Source organism: Pseudomonas sp. RC10 (genome assembly GCF_038397775.1).
GTDB classification, from domain to species: domain Bacteria; phylum Pseudomonadota; class Gammaproteobacteria; order Pseudomonadales; family Pseudomonadaceae; genus Aquipseudomonas; species Aquipseudomonas bambusae.
In genome coordinates this window covers 5902990-5919887 of sequence record NZ_CP151650.1, presented here as the reverse complement: position 1 = coordinate 5919887, position 16898 = coordinate 5902990, and the positions used below count along the sequence as shown (strand labels likewise).

The 16898-nt window shown below is 59.1% G+C and carries 13 protein-coding genes, 1 other RNA gene and 1 pseudogene; 6 read left to right on the top strand and 9 right to left on the bottom strand.

Annotated features, from left to right (window positions below):
- Positions 1-656: 656 nt before the first annotated feature.
- The 6 genes and pseudogenes from AAEO81_RS26670 to AAEO81_RS26645 all read right to left on the bottom strand — a co-directional run bounded on the left by AAEO81_RS26670 (position 657) and on the right by AAEO81_RS26645 (position 8905).
- Positions 657-1916: pseudogene (locus tag AAEO81_RS26670) on the bottom strand (integrase domain-containing protein).
- Between the two features lie 186 nt (positions 1917-2102).
- Positions 2103-2494, bottom strand: a transfer-messenger RNA (tmRNA) gene (gene ssrA, locus AAEO81_RS26665).
- A gap of 121 nt (positions 2495-2615) precedes the next feature.
- Positions 2616-2906 (bottom strand): hypothetical protein, encoded by a 291-nt coding sequence (locus tag AAEO81_RS26660; RefSeq protein ID WP_166597081.1) that lies wholly within the window; start codon positions 2904-2906, stop codon positions 2616-2618.
- Between the two features lie 209 nt (positions 2907-3115).
- Positions 3116-5926, bottom strand: coding sequence for an FAD-binding and (Fe-S)-binding domain-containing protein (locus tag AAEO81_RS26655; RefSeq protein ID WP_341959987.1), 2811 nt, complete (start codon positions 5924-5926; stop codon positions 3116-3118).
- A gap of 63 nt (positions 5927-5989) precedes the next feature.
- Complete coding sequence (gene lldD / locus AAEO81_RS26650; RefSeq protein ID WP_341959986.1) at positions 5990-7138, bottom strand: FMN-dependent L-lactate dehydrogenase LldD; 1149 nt, start codon at positions 7136-7138, stop codon at positions 5990-5992.
- A 69-nt stretch (positions 7139-7207) separates the two neighbouring features.
- The gene (locus AAEO81_RS26645; protein WP_341959985.1) at positions 7208-8905 is read right to left on the bottom strand and encodes a lactate permease LctP family transporter; all 1698 of its coding nucleotides are present in this window, start codon (positions 8903-8905) and stop codon (positions 7208-7210) included.
- A 408-nt stretch (positions 8906-9313) separates the two neighbouring features.
- On the opposite strand from AAEO81_RS26645, the gene AAEO81_RS26640 reads away from it, so the two are divergent.
- The gene (locus AAEO81_RS26640; protein WP_166597077.1) at positions 9314-10081 is read left to right on the top strand and encodes a GntR family transcriptional regulator; all 768 of its coding nucleotides are present in this window, start codon (positions 9314-9316) and stop codon (positions 10079-10081) included.
- Between the two features lie 152 nt (positions 10082-10233).
- Here the strand turns inward: AAEO81_RS26640 and smpB are convergent, their stop codons facing one another.
- Positions 10234-10716 carry an SsrA-binding protein SmpB gene (gene smpB, locus AAEO81_RS26635; RefSeq protein WP_166597076.1) on the bottom strand — a complete coding sequence of 161 codons (483 nt, stop codon included), beginning with the start codon at positions 10714-10716 and terminating at the stop codon, positions 10234-10236.
- A 117-nt stretch (positions 10717-10833) separates the two neighbouring features.
- Here smpB and AAEO81_RS26630 point away from each other — a divergent pair, with 117 nt between their 5' ends.
- The 3 genes from AAEO81_RS26630 to AAEO81_RS26620 are packed head-to-tail and all read left to right on the top strand — an operon-like array spanning position 10834 to position 12992.
- Positions 10834-12237, top strand: coding sequence for a sodium-dependent transporter (locus AAEO81_RS26630; RefSeq protein WP_341959982.1), 1404 nt, complete (start codon positions 10834-10836; stop codon positions 12235-12237).
- Between the two features lie 7 nt (positions 12238-12244).
- Positions 12245-12679 carry a type II toxin-antitoxin system RatA family toxin gene (locus AAEO81_RS26625; RefSeq protein WP_166597074.1) on the top strand — a complete coding sequence of 145 codons (435 nt, stop codon included), beginning with the start codon at positions 12245-12247 and terminating at the stop codon, positions 12677-12679.
- On the top strand, positions 12672-12992 hold the full coding sequence (locus AAEO81_RS26620; RefSeq protein ID WP_341959979.1) for an RnfH family protein: 321 nt from the start codon (positions 12672-12674) through the stop codon (positions 12990-12992). The genes AAEO81_RS26625 and AAEO81_RS26620 overlap by 8 nt, the downstream gene beginning before the upstream one ends.
- Before the next feature lie 88 nt (positions 12993-13080).
- On the opposite strand, the gene AAEO81_RS26615 is transcribed toward AAEO81_RS26620, so the two are convergent.
- Positions 13081-13605 carry an outer membrane protein assembly factor BamE gene (locus AAEO81_RS26615; protein ID WP_341959978.1) on the bottom strand — a complete coding sequence of 175 codons (525 nt, stop codon included), beginning with the start codon at positions 13603-13605 and terminating at the stop codon, positions 13081-13083.
- A 98-nt stretch (positions 13606-13703) separates the two neighbouring features.
- Here AAEO81_RS26615 and fur point away from each other — a divergent pair, with 98 nt between their 5' ends.
- Entirely contained in the window at positions 13704-14111 is a 408-nt protein-coding gene (gene fur / locus AAEO81_RS26610) for a ferric iron uptake transcriptional regulator (protein ID WP_110951407.1), read from the top strand.
- A 178-nt stretch (positions 14112-14289) separates the two neighbouring features.
- On the opposite strand, the gene recN is transcribed toward fur, so the two are convergent.
- Complete coding sequence (gene recN, locus AAEO81_RS26605; protein ID WP_341959975.1) at positions 14290-15963, bottom strand: DNA repair protein RecN; 1674 nt, start codon at positions 15961-15963, stop codon at positions 14290-14292.
- Between the two features lie 275 nt (positions 15964-16238).
- Here recN and grpE point away from each other — a divergent pair, with 275 nt between their 5' ends.
- Positions 16239-16805 carry a nucleotide exchange factor GrpE gene (gene grpE / locus AAEO81_RS26600; protein ID WP_166597070.1) on the top strand — a complete coding sequence of 189 codons (567 nt, stop codon included), beginning with the start codon at positions 16239-16241 and terminating at the stop codon, positions 16803-16805.
- Positions 16806-16898: the final 93 nt, after the last annotated feature.

The window sequence follows — 16898 nt, the reverse complement described above, 5'->3', positions numbered from 1 at the left end:
AGGTGCAGTCCATTCCGTGGTCTGCGGCACCATCATCTACAAGGCTGTTGCTGGTGACATCGGCGTTTGTCACGCCGATTGTCACGAGGGGGAATGCCGCAAAGCCATGTACGATAAGGGCTGCAGCAGTGTTAGAAGTGCCCGTCTCTTTCCATAGAAAGAGACGGGCACAGGTTGGCGCAATAGTCGGCCAAGCGGATAGGTTGCTGCAGGGCAGCTGGGTACGGTGTATTGGCGCACGAGCGCCGTATGTGTAAGAGCATCCATCACATGGGCAGTGACCGGGCGAGCTGCCGAATGCTAATCGCCCTTGGGGAGAACCACCGCGAGAGCGGTGTGACCTTTAAGGTTCGGGTCACCTGGGGTGCTGTCATCGACAGCGTTTGCACAGCCAGTTCTACGCCTGTGGATAAACCCGGTCAAGGGACGAAATTCAGCGCTCTTGGGGACGTGAAAAGCGGTTATCCATCGGTGGAATTCCGTGGTAAAACCCGGACAACGTCGTGGCTTATAGCTCTTCAAAGTGAGGTCCATCCAAACAGGGCGGCTTTGCAGCCCTGTTTGGATGGACCCGCGCTGAGAAGCGGATAAGCGAGGCTGCTCGCCCTGAATCTTGAACGCTCAGTTGTTGCTGCGGTTATTGCGCCTGCATAGCGCTAGCGTATCGGCACCACGTTCTTGTCTCTGACTTGGCCGTATGCTGAGGCAAGGAGACTGCCGGTGGCGGCTTTCTGAATGTACTCACTCCACCAAGCCATCATGGGACGCCGGCGCTCGATGTAGTCGGCTCGGTTGTAGGCGCTGCGCACCTCATCCTTGTCGACATGCGCCAGTGCGACCTCAATGAGCTCCGGGTCCCAGCCATGTTCATTCAAGATGGTGCTCGCCATCGAGCGCATGCCGTGGCTGACCAACCGATCCTGGAAGCCCATACGTTTCAACGCCATGTTGGCCGTTTGGCTATTGGCGTGGGTGCGTGGATTTCTGTCTGCCGGGAAGACGTATTCGCGATGGCCGCTGTGAGTCTTCAGTGACTCCAATAGTGCGACAGCATGATCACTCAACGGGATGCTGTGTGGGCGGCGCTTCTTCATACGCTCCGGTGGGATCGTCCAGACACGCCTTTCAAAGTCGATGTCTGCCCAGCGAGTCGTCGCCGCCTCGGCGGGGCGAGTCATGGTGTGCAACTGCCATTCGATCAGGCAGCGGGTGGTGCGTTTGATGCTGGCGTTCGCGATCTCCAGCATGAGCTCCGGGAGCTCTTCGGGTGGAAGCGCAGCCATGTTCTCTTTCTTGGGCTTCTTGAATACTGCCCTGATGCCGCTGAGTGGGTTGGCGAAGATCAGGCCGGAATTTACGCCGTAGGTCATGATCTCGTTAAGCCGTTGGCTAAGACGCTTCACCGTTTCTAGGCTGCCTTTCGCTTCGATAGGACGAAGCAACCCAATCACCATCGGCGCGGTGATTTTCGCCAGTGGTGTCGTCCTCAAGTCGGGGAGCACATGCAGTGTGAGCGAACGCCAAAAAATGTCCTCCGCGTAGGCCGGGGTGACCGAGTCTTTCTTGAGCTGGAACCAGGCGGTGGCCACGTTCTCGAAGGTGTGTTCCGTTTCTGCGCGCTTGGCCTCATTCAACGTATTGCGTTGCACCTTCGGATCGATGCCTTGGGCGAGCAACTCGCGGGCTTCGACTGCCTTCTTTCGTGCGTTCGCCAGTGACAGTTAGGGGTAGGTCCCAAAGCCGATGTTGATGCGCTTCTTGGTCACTGGTTCGCGGTAATTGAAGTTCCACAACAACGAGCCGTTGCTGCGTACTCGTAGCTGCAAACCATCACCGTCAGTGAGGACGTAATCCTTGGACGCGGATTTGACTCCCTTGAGCTGTCGATCGGAGAGGCGGAGGTTTTGAGCAGGCATGAGATTCTCCTCAGCACTGACTCGGTGTTCCAAAGATTATCACCGGGTGAGGTGGAATACCGCCTGGAATACCCGGACGGCTGGAACTCAAAAACTCTCAAAAGACCGCAAAAGCGCTGGAGGCCGCGTATTTACTGGATCGCAGACACAAAAAAAGACGTCCTAAGACGTCTTCTCTGTCAGATTTGGTGGAGCCGGGGGGATTTGAACCCCCGTCCGCCAGTACTCCGCTTTCGGGCCTACATGCTTAGCCGTGTCTATTAAGTTAACCCTCAGCGACCCGACGGGCAGGGTGCTTTGGGCGAGCTGTGTAAGTTTTAGCCGATTCGTCCACAGCGTACTGCACGGCGATCCTGTTCTGTATGACAATCATTTTGGGTTTACAGGCATCCCCTGATGATTGCTGGAGCCGAAGCTACCAGAAGGAAGGCTAGCGCCGCTTACGCAGCGAGAGCTTGTTCCCCGTAGGTTTCGTCATTGGCAACTATAGAAAGTTGCAACAGTGGATTTACGACTTCTGTTACCAAGTCGGCATGCCCCTAGAGTTTCATCACCGGCGTCGAATCCTAATCGGCCCCAATTCTGCTGCTCTAGCAGTCAGGCTGCGGAGTGTACCCGAATCAATGGGATACGTCGACTCCGGGCCTCAAGCCGCGTCACCACGCCAGCCCAAAGGCTGGCTGCAGTGCTCGTAGCGCCTTACTTGGCGTTGCCGCCGTCGGAGCCGTCGCCGCCGGTTTTGAGGGTGGTGATTTCTTTTGTGGTGAGCTCGATGCACTTCTTGTCATCACCGGCTTTTTGCGCAGCGGTGGCAGCGGTCAAGGTTTTTTCCAGTTCGTCTTTGGTGTCTGCGCTCATGTTGGTGCTCGTGGATGTATGAGCATCCTTCAGCGTTTGCAGGTTGGCGCCACACAGGTCGTCGGCAGCGAATACCGGGGAACCCAACAGTGCAGCGGTAAGAAACAGACCAGTCAGTGCTGTGCGCTTCATGTGTATCTCCTTGAGCCTGTTGACTCGGTGTGGCCGCTCAATCGGGGCCGATCTCCGAGATGGAGGAATAAGCGCCTGTCGTGTGTGGCGCTTAAAGAGATGGACTGTCGGTCAACGCAGGGGTTCTATTTATTTTGCGAATGCTGGGAAAAAGCCATGTTGCAACATGTTTCAGCGAAATGGGGCGAACGTCGCCCCATTTGTGTGCATCAAGCGGTTCTTGGTCGGGTGACGCGATCCACGAGGTAGACCAGACCGTGGTAGTCGATCCCGCCATGCTGCGAGAGGCCGATCTCGCAGGTGCGGCTGGTTGAGATGCCTTCGGTGCAGTACTGAACCGCGTCTTTCAGGGTGCGTAGCGAGTGGGCGTTGAGCTCAGGTGTGGTGAAGCCTTTGTCACCCGCAAACCCGCAGCAGTGGATGCCTTCAGGGATGACCACGTTGACGCTGCAAAGGCGGGCGAGTTCGATCAGCGCGTGGCTCTCTCCCAGGTGTTGAGTGCTGCAGGTGACGTGGACGGCGATGGCTTCCTGTTGCGGCGTGAATTCCAGTTTGTCGAGCAGGTGCGTGCGGATGAAGCGCACGGGGTCGTAGAGGTCGAGCCGGGTGTCTTTCAGATCTTGGACCAGCCTTAGTGTGCATGGGCTGGTGTCGCAATAGATGGGGTCGAGGCCGCCACGGCTGGCTTTGGTCAGCGCGGCGAGCAGTTGTTGGCGCTTCTCTTCGGCTTGGTCGGGATAACCTTTCGACGCGAACGGCTGCCCACAGCAGAGGCTGTCCTGATCGTCCGGGAAGATCACTTGGTAGCCCGCTTTCTCCAGCAGACCGCGTGTTTTGTCCATCAGCGACATTTGCTCGTGGTCGGTTGCGGCAGGGCCCATGACGCGGGAGACACAGGCGGCGAGGTACACCACGCGAGGGCGCTGATCTTCCACGGGCGGGGTGAAGCGAATGGCGTTTTCCGGCTGCGGCATGGCGGGGGTCCATTGCGGGACGCGACCCGACGACGCCTTGGTCAGCGCGGCAGAAACTTTCGCCAGCCGTGGCGCCCCCAGCAGCATGCGCGCCCCGTTGGCAGCATGCAGCGTGAAGCGTGCGCCCTTCAGTGCGGTGGTGAAGTGCTCGGCCAGCCAGCCAGCGGTTTTGCCGTGAGTCGCTTCTTGGGCTCGCAACTTTTTCACCAGCTCGCCAGTGTTAATGCCCACCGGGCAACGTTGCGCGCACAAGCCGGTCGCGGCGCAGGTGTCGATGCCTTGGTAGTGGTAATCGCGCTCCAATTCGGTGGTGTCGGTGCCTGCGCGTTTTTTTGCCTGAATGTCGCGCCACATGACGATGCGCTGGCGCGGGCTGAGGGTCAGTCCTTTGGACGGACAGACCGGTTCGCAGAAGCCGCACTCGATGCATTTGTCGACGATTTCATCGGCAGCGGGCATGGGCTTGAGGTGCTTGAGGTGAATCTGCGGGTCTTCGCTGAGCACGACGTCCGGGTTGAGAATGCCGTTAGGGTCGAGCAGCCGTTTGAGTTGCCACATCAATTGGTAGGCGTCGCTGCCCCACTCCAGCTCGACGAAGGGCGCCATGTTGCGCCCAGTGCCGTGTTCGGCCTTGAGCGAGCCGTTGAATTCGACGGCAACGAGTTGCGTGACGTCGTCCATGAACGCCGAATAACGGGCCACTTCCTGAGGGTCGTTGAAACCTTGGGTGAAGACAAAATGCAGGTTGCCCTCCAGCGCATGGCCGAAGAGGATCGCCTCGTCGTAATGGTGTTTGTCGAACAACTCGATCAGCCGACGCACGCCAATGGCCAGTTGCTCGACGGGGAAGGTCACGTCCTCGATGATCACGGTGGTGCCGGTTTCACGCACGGCGCCGACGGCAGGAAACGTGTCTTTGCGGATCGCCCACAGCCGGGCGTTTTCGACAGGGTCTTCGGTGAAATCGACCTGCTTCTCGACCGGGAAATGAGCGATGGACGCCATGATCTGCGCCAGTTGTTCGTGCAGCAGAGGCTGTGTCGCGGTCCGGGCTTCGATGAGCAAGGCGCAGGCGTTTTCCGACAGCTCGCGCACGAACGGCGGCATCCCCGGTTTGTTTTGCACTGAGCGCATGCTGCGTCGGTCGAGCAATTCGACGGCGGACACTGGCTGGGTTTTCAGGACCGTCACGGCGTTGCAGCAGGTTTCCACATCCGGAAACACAATCAGCGCCGAGGCTTTGTTCGGGTGATCGGGCACGGTGTCGTAGGTGACCGCGCTGATGAACCCCAGCGTGCCTTCGGAACCGACCAGCAGGTGGCTCAGAATATCCAGTGGCTCCTCGAAATCGACCAGAGCGTTAAGCGATAAGCCGGTGGTGTTTTTCAGGCGGTATTTGTGGCGAATCCTGGCGGCCAATTCAGTGTTGGCGCGGGTCTCGCGGCCCAGTTCTGCGAGGCGTTCCAGCAGGTCGCCGTGGCTGGCGCGGAAGGCCGCGATGCTCTGCGGGTCTTCGGTGTCGATACGCGTGCCATCCGCCAGCACCAGACGAATCCCGGCCAGCGTGTGATAGGTGTTTTGCGCGGTGCCGCAGCACATGCCGCTGGAATTGTTCGCGACGATGCCGCCGATTTTGGCGGCGTTGATCGAGGCTGGGTCCGGACCGATCTTGCGCCCGAACGGCGTCAGCCAGGCGTTGGCTTGCGCGCCGATTACGCCCGGTTGCAGGCGAATCTGCTCCCCTCGACCGCGGATTTCCCGGCCGTTCCAGTTATCGCCGAGCACCAGTAAGACGGAGTCGCTGATGGCCTGACCCGACAGGCTCGTGCCTGCTGCGCGAAAGGTGACAGGAACTCGGTCGACCTGCGCGAGCTTGAGCAGTGTCACGACTTCGTCTTCGGACTCGACGCGGATGACCAGCTTGGGAATCAGCCGATAAAAGCTGGCGTCGGTGCCGAAGGCCAGCGTCGACAGCGGGTCGTCGAACCGGCGTCCGGCAGGGATCAGGCGCTTCACATCGGCCAGGAAGGAGGCGGGGAGGCTCATGCGGTCTTCCTCATCTGCCGCGACGTCTGACGCGCCGCGTGCGTGGGCTGTATGGGTCGAAACTTACGAAATCAGCGATTCACGCACGAGGGACTCGCGGGTGATTTCACTGATGGATTTGGCGCCGGTCAGCACCATCGCGACACGCATCTCTTTTTCGAACAGGTCGAGCAGGTGCTTCACGCCCGCCTCACCGTGAGTGGCGAGGGCATAGAGGAAGGCGCGACCGATCAGCACAGTGTCGGCGCCAAGGGCGATCATGCGCACCACGTCGAGACCGCTGCGGATGCCGGAGTCGGCGAGGATCTTGATCTCGCCTTTCACCGCGTCGGCAATGGCAGGCAAGGCGCGGGCGCTGGAAAGCACGCCGTCGAGCTGGCGGCCTCCGTGGTTCGAGACGACGATGCCGTCGGCGCCGAATTTCACGGCGTCGCGGGCGTCTTCGGGGTCGAGAATGCCTTTGATGATCATCGGGCCGTCCCAGAATTCGCGAATCCATTCCAGGTCTTTCCACGAAATGGACGGGTCGAAGTTATTGCCCAGCCAGGCGATGTAGTCGGTGAGGCCGGTGGGGTTGCCGCGATAGGCTGAAACGTTGCCCAAGTCGTGAGGGCGGCCGTTGACGCCAACGTCCCACGCCCATTGCGGGTGAGTCATGGCTTGCAGCACGCGGCGGATCGGGCCGCTCTTGCCGCTCATGCCGGAATGCAGGTCGCGGTAGCGGGCGCCGGGGACGGGCATGTCCACTGTGAACACCAGCGTCTTGACCCCGGCGGCCTTGGCGCGCTCAAGGGCATTGCGCATGAAGCCCCGGTCTTTCAATACATAAAGCTGAAACCACATGGGGCGGTCGATGGCCGGGGCGACCTCTTCGATCGGGCACAGTGACACGGTGGACATCGTAAACGGGATGCCTTTGGCGGCAGCGGCACGTGCGGCCTGGACCTCGCCGCGACGGGCATACATGCCACAGAGGCCGATCGGTGCCAGCACCACTGGCATGCTCAGGGTTTCGTTGAACAGAGTGGTTTGCAGGCTCAGTTCGGACATGTTTTTCAGCACGCGCTGACGCAGTGCGATGCTCGCGAGGTCCGAAACGTTGTGCCGCAGGGTGTGTTCGGCGTAGGCCCCACCGTCGGCGTAGTGAAACAGGAAGGGCGGCAGCTTGCGCTGGGCAGCGGCGCGATAATCAGTAGCGGCAGAAATGATCATGGTGTCTCGCAACGTTGAGTGAGCGGAACTGCAACCGGGCGTGAGCCTCCACGCCCGGCGCTTTCTTCGTTAATGAACGAGCATGCCTGTGAACCAGTAAGCCTGAGCGTACGTGATGCAGCCGACGATGGCAGCGAAGAACAGGCTGTGCTTGAGGGTGAAACGGAACAGATCCGATTCCTTGCCCACCAGCCCGGTTGCCGCACACGCCACGGCGATGGATTGCGGGGAGATCATCTTCCCGGTCACGCCACCGCTGGAGTTCGCGGCCACCATCAGCACGTCACTCACGCCAACTTGGTGCGCGGTGGTGGCTTGCAGTGAGCCAAACAGTGCGTTGGACGAGGTGTCGGAGCCGGTCAGGAACACGCCAAGCCAGCCGAGGAACGGCGAGAAGAACGGGAACGCGGAGCCTGTGGCGGCCAACACCAGCGCCAAGGTCGTCGACATGCCGGAGTAGTTCATGACGAAGGCGAACGCCAGCACCATGCCGATGGAGACGATGGCCCAGCGCAGTTCGATCAGCGTTTCTTTAAAAGTGGTCAGACCAGTTTGAACGCCGATGCGCAGGACGATCATCGCCAGAATCGCGGAAATCAGAATCGCGCTGCCGGATGCCGCCAGCAAATCGAACTTGTACACGGCGGGCATGGCGGTCGGGTTTGCCACAATAGGCGCCATCTTCATGACCAGTTGGTCCAGGTGCGGAACCGGGAAGTTCATGGTCAACGCTTGCAGCGCGCCGCCAGCGGCGAAGAGTGCCTTGAAGGGTTTGAGTGTCCAGATCGTCACGACCACGGTCAGGATCAGGAACGGAGACCACGCCTTGAAAATCGTGCCGACTGAGTAAGGGGATTTGCGGGTCGTGCGTGGCTGACCGAAACCGCCGGGGCCGCCGCTCATCACCGCTGCGCCGCCGGCTGTGCTGGCGACTTGCGCATCACTGGCGTGGGCCGGTTGCCAGATTTTGAGGAAGAACGTCAGGGCGACCAGGCTGACCAGCGCCGAGGTGATGTCCGGCAGTTCAGGGCCGATGAAGTTGGACGTCAGGTACTGAGTGACCGCGAAGCTGCCGCCTGCCACCAGTGCTGCTGGCCAGGTTTCCTTCACGCCTTTGACGCCGTCCATCATGAACATCAACCAGAACGGTACGAACACCGACAGCAACGGCAATTGACGGCCTGCCATGGCGCCGATCTTGAACGCGTCAATGCCCGAGACTTGGCCCGCTACGATGATCGGAATCCCCAACGCGCCAAAAGCCACGGGCGCCGTGTTGGCGATCAGGCAAAGGCCCGCTGCATACAGCGGGTTCAGGCCCAGGCCGACGAGCAAGGCAGCGGTGATCGCTACAGGTGCACCGAAACCTGCGGCGCCTTCCAGAAAGGCGCCGAAGCAGAAACCGATGAGCAAGACCTGCAAGCGCTGGTCGTCGGTGATCGACATGACCGAACTGCGAATGATCTCGAATTGGCCGCTTTTAACGGTGAGTTTGTAGAGGAATACCGCCGCGATGATGATCCAGGCGATGGGCCACAGGCCGTACAGAAAGCCGTAGACCGCCGAAGCGATGGCCATGTCTGCGGGCATCTGGAAGCCGAAAATCGCAATCAGCACAGCCAGCAACAGGGTAATGGTGCCCGCGATGTGCCCTTTGAGCCGGAAGACGGCCAGTGCCAGAAAGAAGAATGCAATCGGAATGACTGCGACCAGCGCCGACAAGCCCAGGCTGCCGAGTGGTGTGTAGAGCTGTTGCCAGGTTTGCATGTGTGAGGCCCCTAGTTGTTTTTTGATTAGGCCCGGTGTCCATGTCTCACGTGCGCGGCTCCTGCAAGCGACGACTGTCGTCCTGCCGGTGCTGACGAACGAATCGCACAGCTCACCAGCTCAAGCCCTTCTCCGCCAGAACGGCTTGCAACGTATCGAAGGTCAGTCCGATGCGTCGGCATTGTAAATTGGTAATACCAATTTACAATGTCTTGGCGCTAGGTTAAAAGCCTTGGCATTGATGTGTCAATTTGTGACCGTAGAACTTTTGTAGCAGCTATCCCGGTTTTTTCCTGAAACGGTGATTTCTCCGACATCTGCCGGGTGAATGTCTGACTGCAATCGGCGAGAATGTGCGCCCCCGCTGGCATGTCGGACGGGGGCAGCTGGAGAGGTGGAGTGAGCGGTATGGGCTTTGATCAGGTGCGTCAGCGCCGATTGTCTGACGATATTGTCGAGCAACTCGAACGAATGATTCTCGAAGGCACGCTCAAGGCGGGTGGGCGTTTGCCTGCCGAACGCGCGTTGGCCGAGCAATTCGGCGTGTCTCGCCCGTCGCTGCGCGAGGCCATTCAGAAGCTCACCGCCAAAGGGTTGCTGGTCAGCCGGCAGGGCGGGGGCAATTACGTCGTCGAGAGTTTGGGTTCAACGTTCAGCGACCCTCTGCTCCATCTGCTGGAAAGCAGCACCGATGCGCAGCGTGATTTGCTAGAGTTTCGGCACACGCTGGAGGCGTCTTGCGCTTATTACGCGGCCGTTCGGGCGACGGACGTTGATCGCACGCGTCTGCGCGAGGCATTTGATGCGCTGCAGGATTGCTACAGCCGGGTCGATGAAGTCAGCCGTGCGGAAGAAGGCGCGGCGGATGCGAATTTTCATTTGGCTATCGCCGAGGCCAGCCACAATGCTGTTTTGCTGCACACCATTCGCGGGTTGTTCGACCTGCTCAAGCGTAACGTCGTGACCAACATCGGCGGGATGTACAAGCAACGCACCGAAACCCGCGACATGCTGATCACCCAGCACCGCGAGTTGTACCTGGCGATCATCGAAGGTCGAGCGGACGATGCCCGCGAGGTGTCGAGCCGTCATTTGCTGTACGTGCAGGAAGTGCTGGAAGAGGTGCGTCAGCAGGTGCAGCGCACGGCACGGGCTGAGCGGCGGAACGGGATTTGAGGCGCCGGATAACACTGTAGGAGCGAATTTATTCGCGAGACCGCCGCACAGGCGACAGATGTGTATCGGCTGTACCGACGAATCGCGAATGAATTCGCTCCTACAGGTGGTGCGTGTACGTCAGCCGGGCTGTGTGGGTCACCCGGAAAGACTCACTCTTCCTTGCCCTTGTTCCGCACCGCGCGTTGCAGCTCGCGATTGGAGTCGCGTTCACGCTCGGTGTCGCGCTTGTCGTATTCCTTCTTACCTTTACCCAAGGCGATTTCGCACTTGATCAAGTGCGCCTTCCAGTAAATCGAGAGGGCGACAGCGGTGTAGCCTTTTTGCGCGACGGAGGCATTGAGCCGTTCCAGCTCGCGCTTGTTGAGCAGCAGTTTACGGGTGCGTGTCGGGTCAGCGATGACGTGGGTGCTTGCAGTCGTCAGCGGTGTGATATGGCAGCCCATCAGCCATGCCTCACCGTCCTTGAGCAGCACGTAACTGTCTACCAGCTGCACCTTGGTGGCACGCAGGCTTTTTACTTCCCAACCGGCCAGGACCAGACCGGCCTCGAACTTGTGTTCGATGAAGTAATCGTGTCGCGCCTTCTTGTTCTGCGCGATGGTCCCTGTGGGGTGTTTCTTGAGCTTGGCCATAGGCGACGCATTATAGGGATCAACGGTGCTCTCGGCTATGGGGATGCTGTGTGCTTGAGCGCGTTGAGTGAATCCCGGACAATGCGCGATCTTTTTTGGGTGCGGGACGTGTCAACGATGTCGACGGACAAGGTTTCAGTCCATGGTAGCTGGGCGAGTCGCTGGGTTTTTATCCTGGCCGCAACCGGCTCTGCCGTGGGTTTGGGCAGTATATGGAAATTCCCCTACATGGTCGGCGTCTACGGCGGCGGTGCGTTCGTGCTGGTGTTCCTGGCGTGCATCGCGCTGATCGGCATTCCGGTGATGATGGCCGAGACCCTGATCGGTCGCCGCGCCCGGCAAAGTCCCGCCAACGCCTTGAAGGTGCTGGCGCGGGAGTCGGGCCACTCGGGTAAATGGTCTTGGGGCGCGTTCGCCGGGATGATCACCGCGCTACTGATTCTTTCTTTTTACAGTGTGGTGGGCGGCTGGTCGCTGGAGTACATCGTCGATGTGGGCAAGGGCGATTTTCAGTCGGTCACGCCCGATGGCGTTGGCGCGTTTTTCGGTGAGCTGATCGCCGATCCGTGGCGCATGGTGGCGTGGCACACGCTGTTCATGGTCCTGTCTGCGATCACTATCGCGAAGGGCGTGAATGCGGGGCTTGAGCGCAGTCTGCGCATCCTCATGCCGCTGCTGTTCGTGCTGATGGTGATCCTGTTGGGCTACAGCCTGACCACCGGGCATTTCATGGAAGGCGTGCATTTCATGTTCGACTTCAAGCCCGAGCAGATCATGGAAGGCTTGCTGCCAGCGATGGGGCACGCATTTTTCTCGCTGAGCGTGGGCGTCGGTTCGATCATGATTTACGGCGCCTACATGACCAAGGAAGCCTCGATCAGTGCAACCGTTGTGGGCGTGGCTCTGCTGGACACCTTCGTCTCGTTGCTGGCGGGTCTTGCTTTGTTTCCAATTGTTTTCGCGGCGGGCCTGAACCCGAGCGAGGGCCCAGGCTTGATGTTCGTCACCTTGCCTTACGCGTTTGGTAACGTAGCGTTCGGCACCGTGATGGGTGTGGTGTTCTTTATCCTCGTCGCGGTGGCGGCCTGGAGTTCGGCGATTTCGCTGCTGGAACCGATGGTCGCGTACCTCGTGGAACGCACTAAAGTGCGCCGTGGCTGGGTCACGTTCTGGCTGTCATTCATCTGCTGGTTCGTGGGACTGGGCACGGTGTTCTCGTTCAACATCTGGAAGCAGGCCAAATTTTTCGTGAACGAAGGCGGCGCGTTTCACCTCTACCAGTGGGGTGCGACGGCGGGCCTGGACTTCTTCGGCGTGATCGATTTCTTCACGTCGCGAATCATGCTGCCGCTGGGTGGTTTGTGCTTTGTGATCTTCGCAGGTTGGGTGATGGGCCGTGAGGCCGTGCGCGATGAATTGTCCGTGCGCAGTCCGGTCTTGTTCGCTCTGACGTTCTTTTTGATGCGCTATGTAGCGCCGATCGGCATTCTGATTGTGTTTGCCGCTCAGCTTTGGAAATGACGCTGACATGACTACGCATATTCAACGTTCGGCCCTGTTGCCCTATCCCGCACAGGCGCTGTACGACCTGGTCAACGATGTGGCTCGCTATTCGGAATTCCTGCCATGGTGTTCCGGCGCCACGGTGCTTGAGCAGAGCGACACGGCCATGCGCGCGCGGGTTGAAGTCGCCAAGGGTGGCTTGAGCCAGCATTTCGTGACGCGCAATACGTTGACGCCGGGGCAGGGCATCGAGATGAACCTTGAAGAAGGGCCGTTCAGTCAATTGCATGGCGTCTGGACCTTCAAGGCCCTCAATGAGAAGGCCTGCAAGATCAGCCTCGACCTGTCCTTCGATTACTCCGGTTCCATCGTGCGCGCGACGCTTGGCCCTCTGTTCAATCAGGCGGCGAACACGCTGGTCGATGCGTTTTGCCAGCGCGCCAAAGAGTTGTATGGCTGAGCCAATGATTCGCGTCGAAGTGGTGTATGCCACTGCCGAACGTCAGGCGTTGATCGCGCTTGAGGTGCCTGCGGGGACGACAGTGTTTGGAGCGGTCGAGGCGTCGGGGATCGCCGAGCAGTTCGTCGGGCTGGACGTGACCCACTGCCCGATGGGCCTTTTCGGCAAGGTGGTCAGCGATCCTCAAACGCGACAGCTGGAAGAGGGTGATCGGGTCGAGATCTACCGTCCTTTGCTCGCTGACCCAAAAGAGGTGCGTCGTTTACGTGCCGAGAAGGCGGCGAAGGCGAAAAAAGAGCAGAAATCGATTTAAGTTTTGCATCGCCCCGATTCGTCAGACGTAAAAAAGCCCGGCATTGCCGGGCTTTTTTGTACCGCCGTTTTGAGTCCGGCGGTAAGGATCAGCGTGGATTGGTGTCCAGCGGTTCCTGAGTCGGGACGGGCACGGTCTCGACCTTGTCGACGTCGTTCTGGATCTGTTCCAGCAGGGAGCCAGGCTTCGGCGGCTCTTCTTTCTTCGGCTGATCGCCCGTGTTTTCGGGGGTGACGTTGGTGTCGCTCGGCTTTCCGAGGATCGCTTCGTCGCGAGACACGCCTGGCTTGAAGTCGCCAGAAAGGCTCGCCAGTTGATCGCTACCATTGAAGATCAGGCTGATGCGCTCCTGTTGGCGTTCACCGCCACCGGGCTGCAAGCTGTACAGATAGTCCCAGCGATCAGGGTGGAAGGTGTCGGTCAACAAGGGGTTGCCCATGATAAACCGTACTTGCCGTCGGGTCATTCCGGGGCGCAACTGGTCTATCATGTCTTGCGTGACGACATTGCCCTGTTGGATGTCGATTTTATAAACCCCGGGGAATGAACAACCGGCGAGTGCGAGCAGTCCCACGAAGGTGAAACTGGTTAGCAAGAGCTTGGTGTTTTGCATCGGTGGGCGACTTCCACTATCTTGGCTGGGACAACGTAAACCCCGATCATACCTGCATTAAGAGAAGCTGCGAAGCAGCGTCTGCGAGAAAGCTGACCATGGTTGAAAATAGCGAACTACGCAAAGCTGGACTTAAAGTGACTCTGCCACGGGTCAAGATCCTTCAAATGCTCGATTCTGCAGAGCAGCGCCACATGAGCGCGGAGGACGTCTACAAGGCACTGATGGAGGCCAACGAAGACGTCGGTCTGGCGACGGTTTACCGTGTTTTGACTCAGTTCGAAGCAGCCGGATTGGTGGTTCGCCACAACTTCGACGGCGGTCACGCCGTGTTCGAACTGGCCGACGGAGGCCACCACGACCATATGGTCAATGTGGAATCCGGCGAGGTGATCGAATTCTTCGACGAAGAAATCGAGAAGCTGCAAAAAGCCATTGTGGTCAAACACGGCTTCGAGCTGGTGGATCACAATCTGGTGCTCTACGTACGCAAGAAAAAAGCGTAAGTTTTTTTCGGATACAAAGACAAAGGCGACCTTGGGGTCGCCTTTGTTGTTTTCGGGTTCGATGCCGATAGTAAACACGGCTTCGTGCTGGTCCCCTGTGGGAGCGAATGAATTCGCTCCCACAGGGATTGCATTGCCAACAGAGGCGCCTCACCGGCAGGAAATCGTGCCGTCTATATCAAGACTTCGACGCGACCACCATTTTCTTCGCATGGGCCAACGACTCTTTCGTCAGGTCGATCCCGCCCAGCATCCTCGCTACTTCCTCCACCCGCTCGTTCTTGCTGAGCTTGGAAACCGCCGTACGCGTGACCGCTTCATCGCGAACCTTGTGCACGAACAGGTGCTGATGCCCCTGCGCCGCCACTTGCGGCAAGTGCGTCACGGTCATGACCTGCCCGCGCTCACCCAAGCGACGCAGCAGTTGCCCGACAATCTCAGCCGTAGGGCCACCGATACCCACATCGACTTCGTCGAACACCAGCGTCGGCACCCTTGAGGTTTGAGCCGTGATGACCTGAATCGCCAGGCTGATCCGCGACAGTTCGCCACCCGACGCGACCTTCGCCAACGCCTTGAGGGGCTGGCCGGGGTTTGCGCTGACCAGCAATTCCACTTGCTCCAGACCGTTAGGTGACAGCTCTTTGTCGGCGTTGGTCTTGAGCTCGATGTTGAAGCGGCCGCCCGGCATGCCCAGTCGTTGAATCTCATGCTCGACCGCATGGGCGAGTTCAGGCGCTGCGCGATGACGCAGGTCGCTCAGCTCGCGCGCTTTCTCTTGGTAATGACGGGCGTAAGAACCCAGTTCATGTTCGAGTCGCTCAATTGCCTCGTCATTGGCGTTAAGCGTTTCGATCTCATCCAGCAGCTTTTGATGCAGCGCAGGCACCTCGGTGGGTTGCACGCGGTGTTTCCTGGCCAGCGTGTAGATCGTGTCCAGACGTTCTTCAATCTGTTGCAGGCGTGCCGGATCGGCTTCGAAACGATCGAGGAAACGATTGATTTCGCCTACCGCTTCTTCGACCTGAATCTGCGCGCTGGAGAGCAGGTTGGTCGCCTCGTTCAGCGCATCAGGGGAGTTGTTCACGCTGGTCAAACGATTCAGGCTGGCGGTCAGGGCATTCAGTGCGTTGCCCGAATCGCTTTCGCTGCACAGCTCGACCACCTGACGACAAATGCCCAGCAAGCTTTCGGCGTTGGTCAGGGTCGTGTGTTCCTGTTCCAGCTGTTCCAGCTCGTTCTCGCCCAGGCTCAAGCCTTCAAGCTCTTCAAGCTGATAACTCAGTAGCTGGTGCTTGGCGCGCTGTTCATCGCCGGAATTGGCAAGGCGTTCCAGCTCATGACGCGTTTGGCGCCAGCGCTGTGCCGCAAGCTGAACCTGCCGCGCCAGATCGGTAGCGCCCGCGTATTCGTCCAACAGCCGACGGTGCGTATCAGTTTTCAGCAGCGATTGATGTTCATGTTGGCTGTGAATATCGATGAGCAATTCGCCCAACGCCTTGAGGTCGCCTTGAGGGCAGGGCGTACCGTTTATATAAGAGCGTGAGCGGCCTTCAGCGGTGATGACCCGGCGCAAAATACACGGCCCGTCGGTTTCCAGATCGCGCTCGGACAGCCAGACGCGAGCTTCCGGAATATCGGAAACGTCGAACGTGGCCAAAATGTCGGCCTTATCAGCGCCCGGTCTAACAACGCCGCTGTCGGCACGATCCCCGAGCGTCAGGCCCAGTGCGTCGAGCATGATCGACTTGCCGGCACCGGTTTCCCCGGTGATCACACTCATGCCGCGATCCAGTTCGAGGTCGAGGTGTTCCACGATGGCGTAGTTATGTATGGACAGGTGCACCAACATTAGGGCGGCTCCCAAGCGATTTGTCTGGTTATTTATACAGTGTTTTGCTTTGGGCTGACAATGCCCGGTCTTAGCTCGATTTCGCAGGTCCTCCCGAATTTTTAGCACCGATGCTCTGATTTGACAGGTTGAAACGCGATGTGAGTCATGTCGGAAGATTTGTAGGGTTATTCACCTTCTCCTTCGCTCAAAGCCCTTGAAGCCGAAAATTCTGGCCCCATATAGCCGGGCAGAAGCGTGAGTTAGGCTCACGGCCGTTATTGGAGGAGAGAACTATGGCTGACGAACAGAACCCGGATATGCAGGCTCAGGATCAAGCTGCCGACGCAGCGCACTCCGGCGAAGATTTGGCAACCCGCGTGCAAGTGCTGGAAGAGCAACTGGCCACGGCGAAGGACCAGTCTCTGCGTGTCGCTGCGGATCTGCAAAACGTCCGCCGTCGTGCAGAGCAAGACGTCGAGAAAGCCCACAAATTCGCGCTGGAGAAATTCGCCACCGATTTGCTGCCGATCGTCGACAGCCTGGAGCGTGGCCTGGATCTGTCCAACCCGGACGACGAAAACATTCGTCCAATGCGTGAAGGCATCGAGTTGACGCTGAAAATGTTCGGCGACACCCTCAAGCGCTACCAGCTGGAAGCCATCGATCCGCACGGCCAGCCGTTCAACGCCGAGCATCATCAGGCGATGGCGATGCAGGAAAGCGCGGACGTCGAGCCGAACAGCGTGCTCAAAGTGTTTCAGAAAGGTTATCAGCTCAACGGTCGCCTGCTGCGTCCGGCCATGGTCGTGGTCAGCAAAGCGCCGTCGCCTGTTGCACCGTCAATTGACGAGCAGGCTTGAAATCAGCTGAGTGGGCCCCATCTAAGGGCCATGGTTTAAAGAATTACCGCAATTTGTAAACGCAGTTGCGGCAACCAAATTCAAGTTTCGGGA

Excerpts from the sequence above, each read along its gene's own strand:
- AAEO81_RS26630 (WP_341959982.1), top strand. The coding sequence starts at position 10,834 with ATGTCGACGGACAAGGTTTCAGTCCATGGTAGCTGGGCGAGTCGCTGG.
- AAEO81_RS26640 (WP_166597077.1), top strand. The coding sequence starts at position 9,314 with ATGGGCTTTGATCAGGTGCGTCAGCGCCGATTGTCTGACGATATTGTC.
- grpE (WP_166597070.1), top strand. The coding sequence starts at position 16,239 with ATGGCTGACGAACAGAACCCGGATATGCAGGCTCAGGATCAAGCTGCC.
- smpB (WP_166597076.1), bottom strand. The coding sequence starts at position 10,716 with ATGGCCAAGCTCAAGAAACACCCCACAGGGACCATCGCGCAGAACAAG.
- AAEO81_RS26660 (WP_166597081.1), bottom strand. The coding sequence starts at position 2,906 with ATGAAGCGCACAGCACTGACTGGTCTGTTTCTTACCGCTGCACTGTTG.
- AAEO81_RS26620 (WP_341959979.1), top strand. The coding sequence starts at position 12,672 with ATGGCTGAGCCAATGATTCGCGTCGAAGTGGTGTATGCCACTGCCGAA.
- AAEO81_RS26655 (WP_341959987.1), bottom strand. The coding sequence starts at position 5,926 with ATGAGCCTCCCCGCCTCCTTCCTGGCCGATGTGAAGCGCCTGATCCCT.
- AAEO81_RS26645 (WP_341959985.1), bottom strand. The coding sequence starts at position 8,905 with ATGCAAACCTGGCAACAGCTCTACACACCACTCGGCAGCCTGGGCTTG.
- AAEO81_RS26625 (WP_166597074.1), top strand. The coding sequence starts at position 12,245 with ATGACTACGCATATTCAACGTTCGGCCCTGTTGCCCTATCCCGCACAG.
- lldD (WP_341959986.1), bottom strand. The coding sequence starts at position 7,138 with ATGATCATTTCTGCCGCTACTGATTATCGCGCCGCTGCCCAGCGCAAG.
- fur (WP_110951407.1), top strand. The coding sequence starts at position 13,704 with ATGGTTGAAAATAGCGAACTACGCAAAGCTGGACTTAAAGTGACTCTG.
- recN (WP_341959975.1), bottom strand. The coding sequence starts at position 15,963 with ATGTTGGTGCACCTGTCCATACATAACTACGCCATCGTGGAACACCTC.
- AAEO81_RS26615 (WP_341959978.1), bottom strand. The coding sequence starts at position 13,605 with ATGCAAAACACCAAGCTCTTGCTAACCAGTTTCACCTTCGTGGGACTG.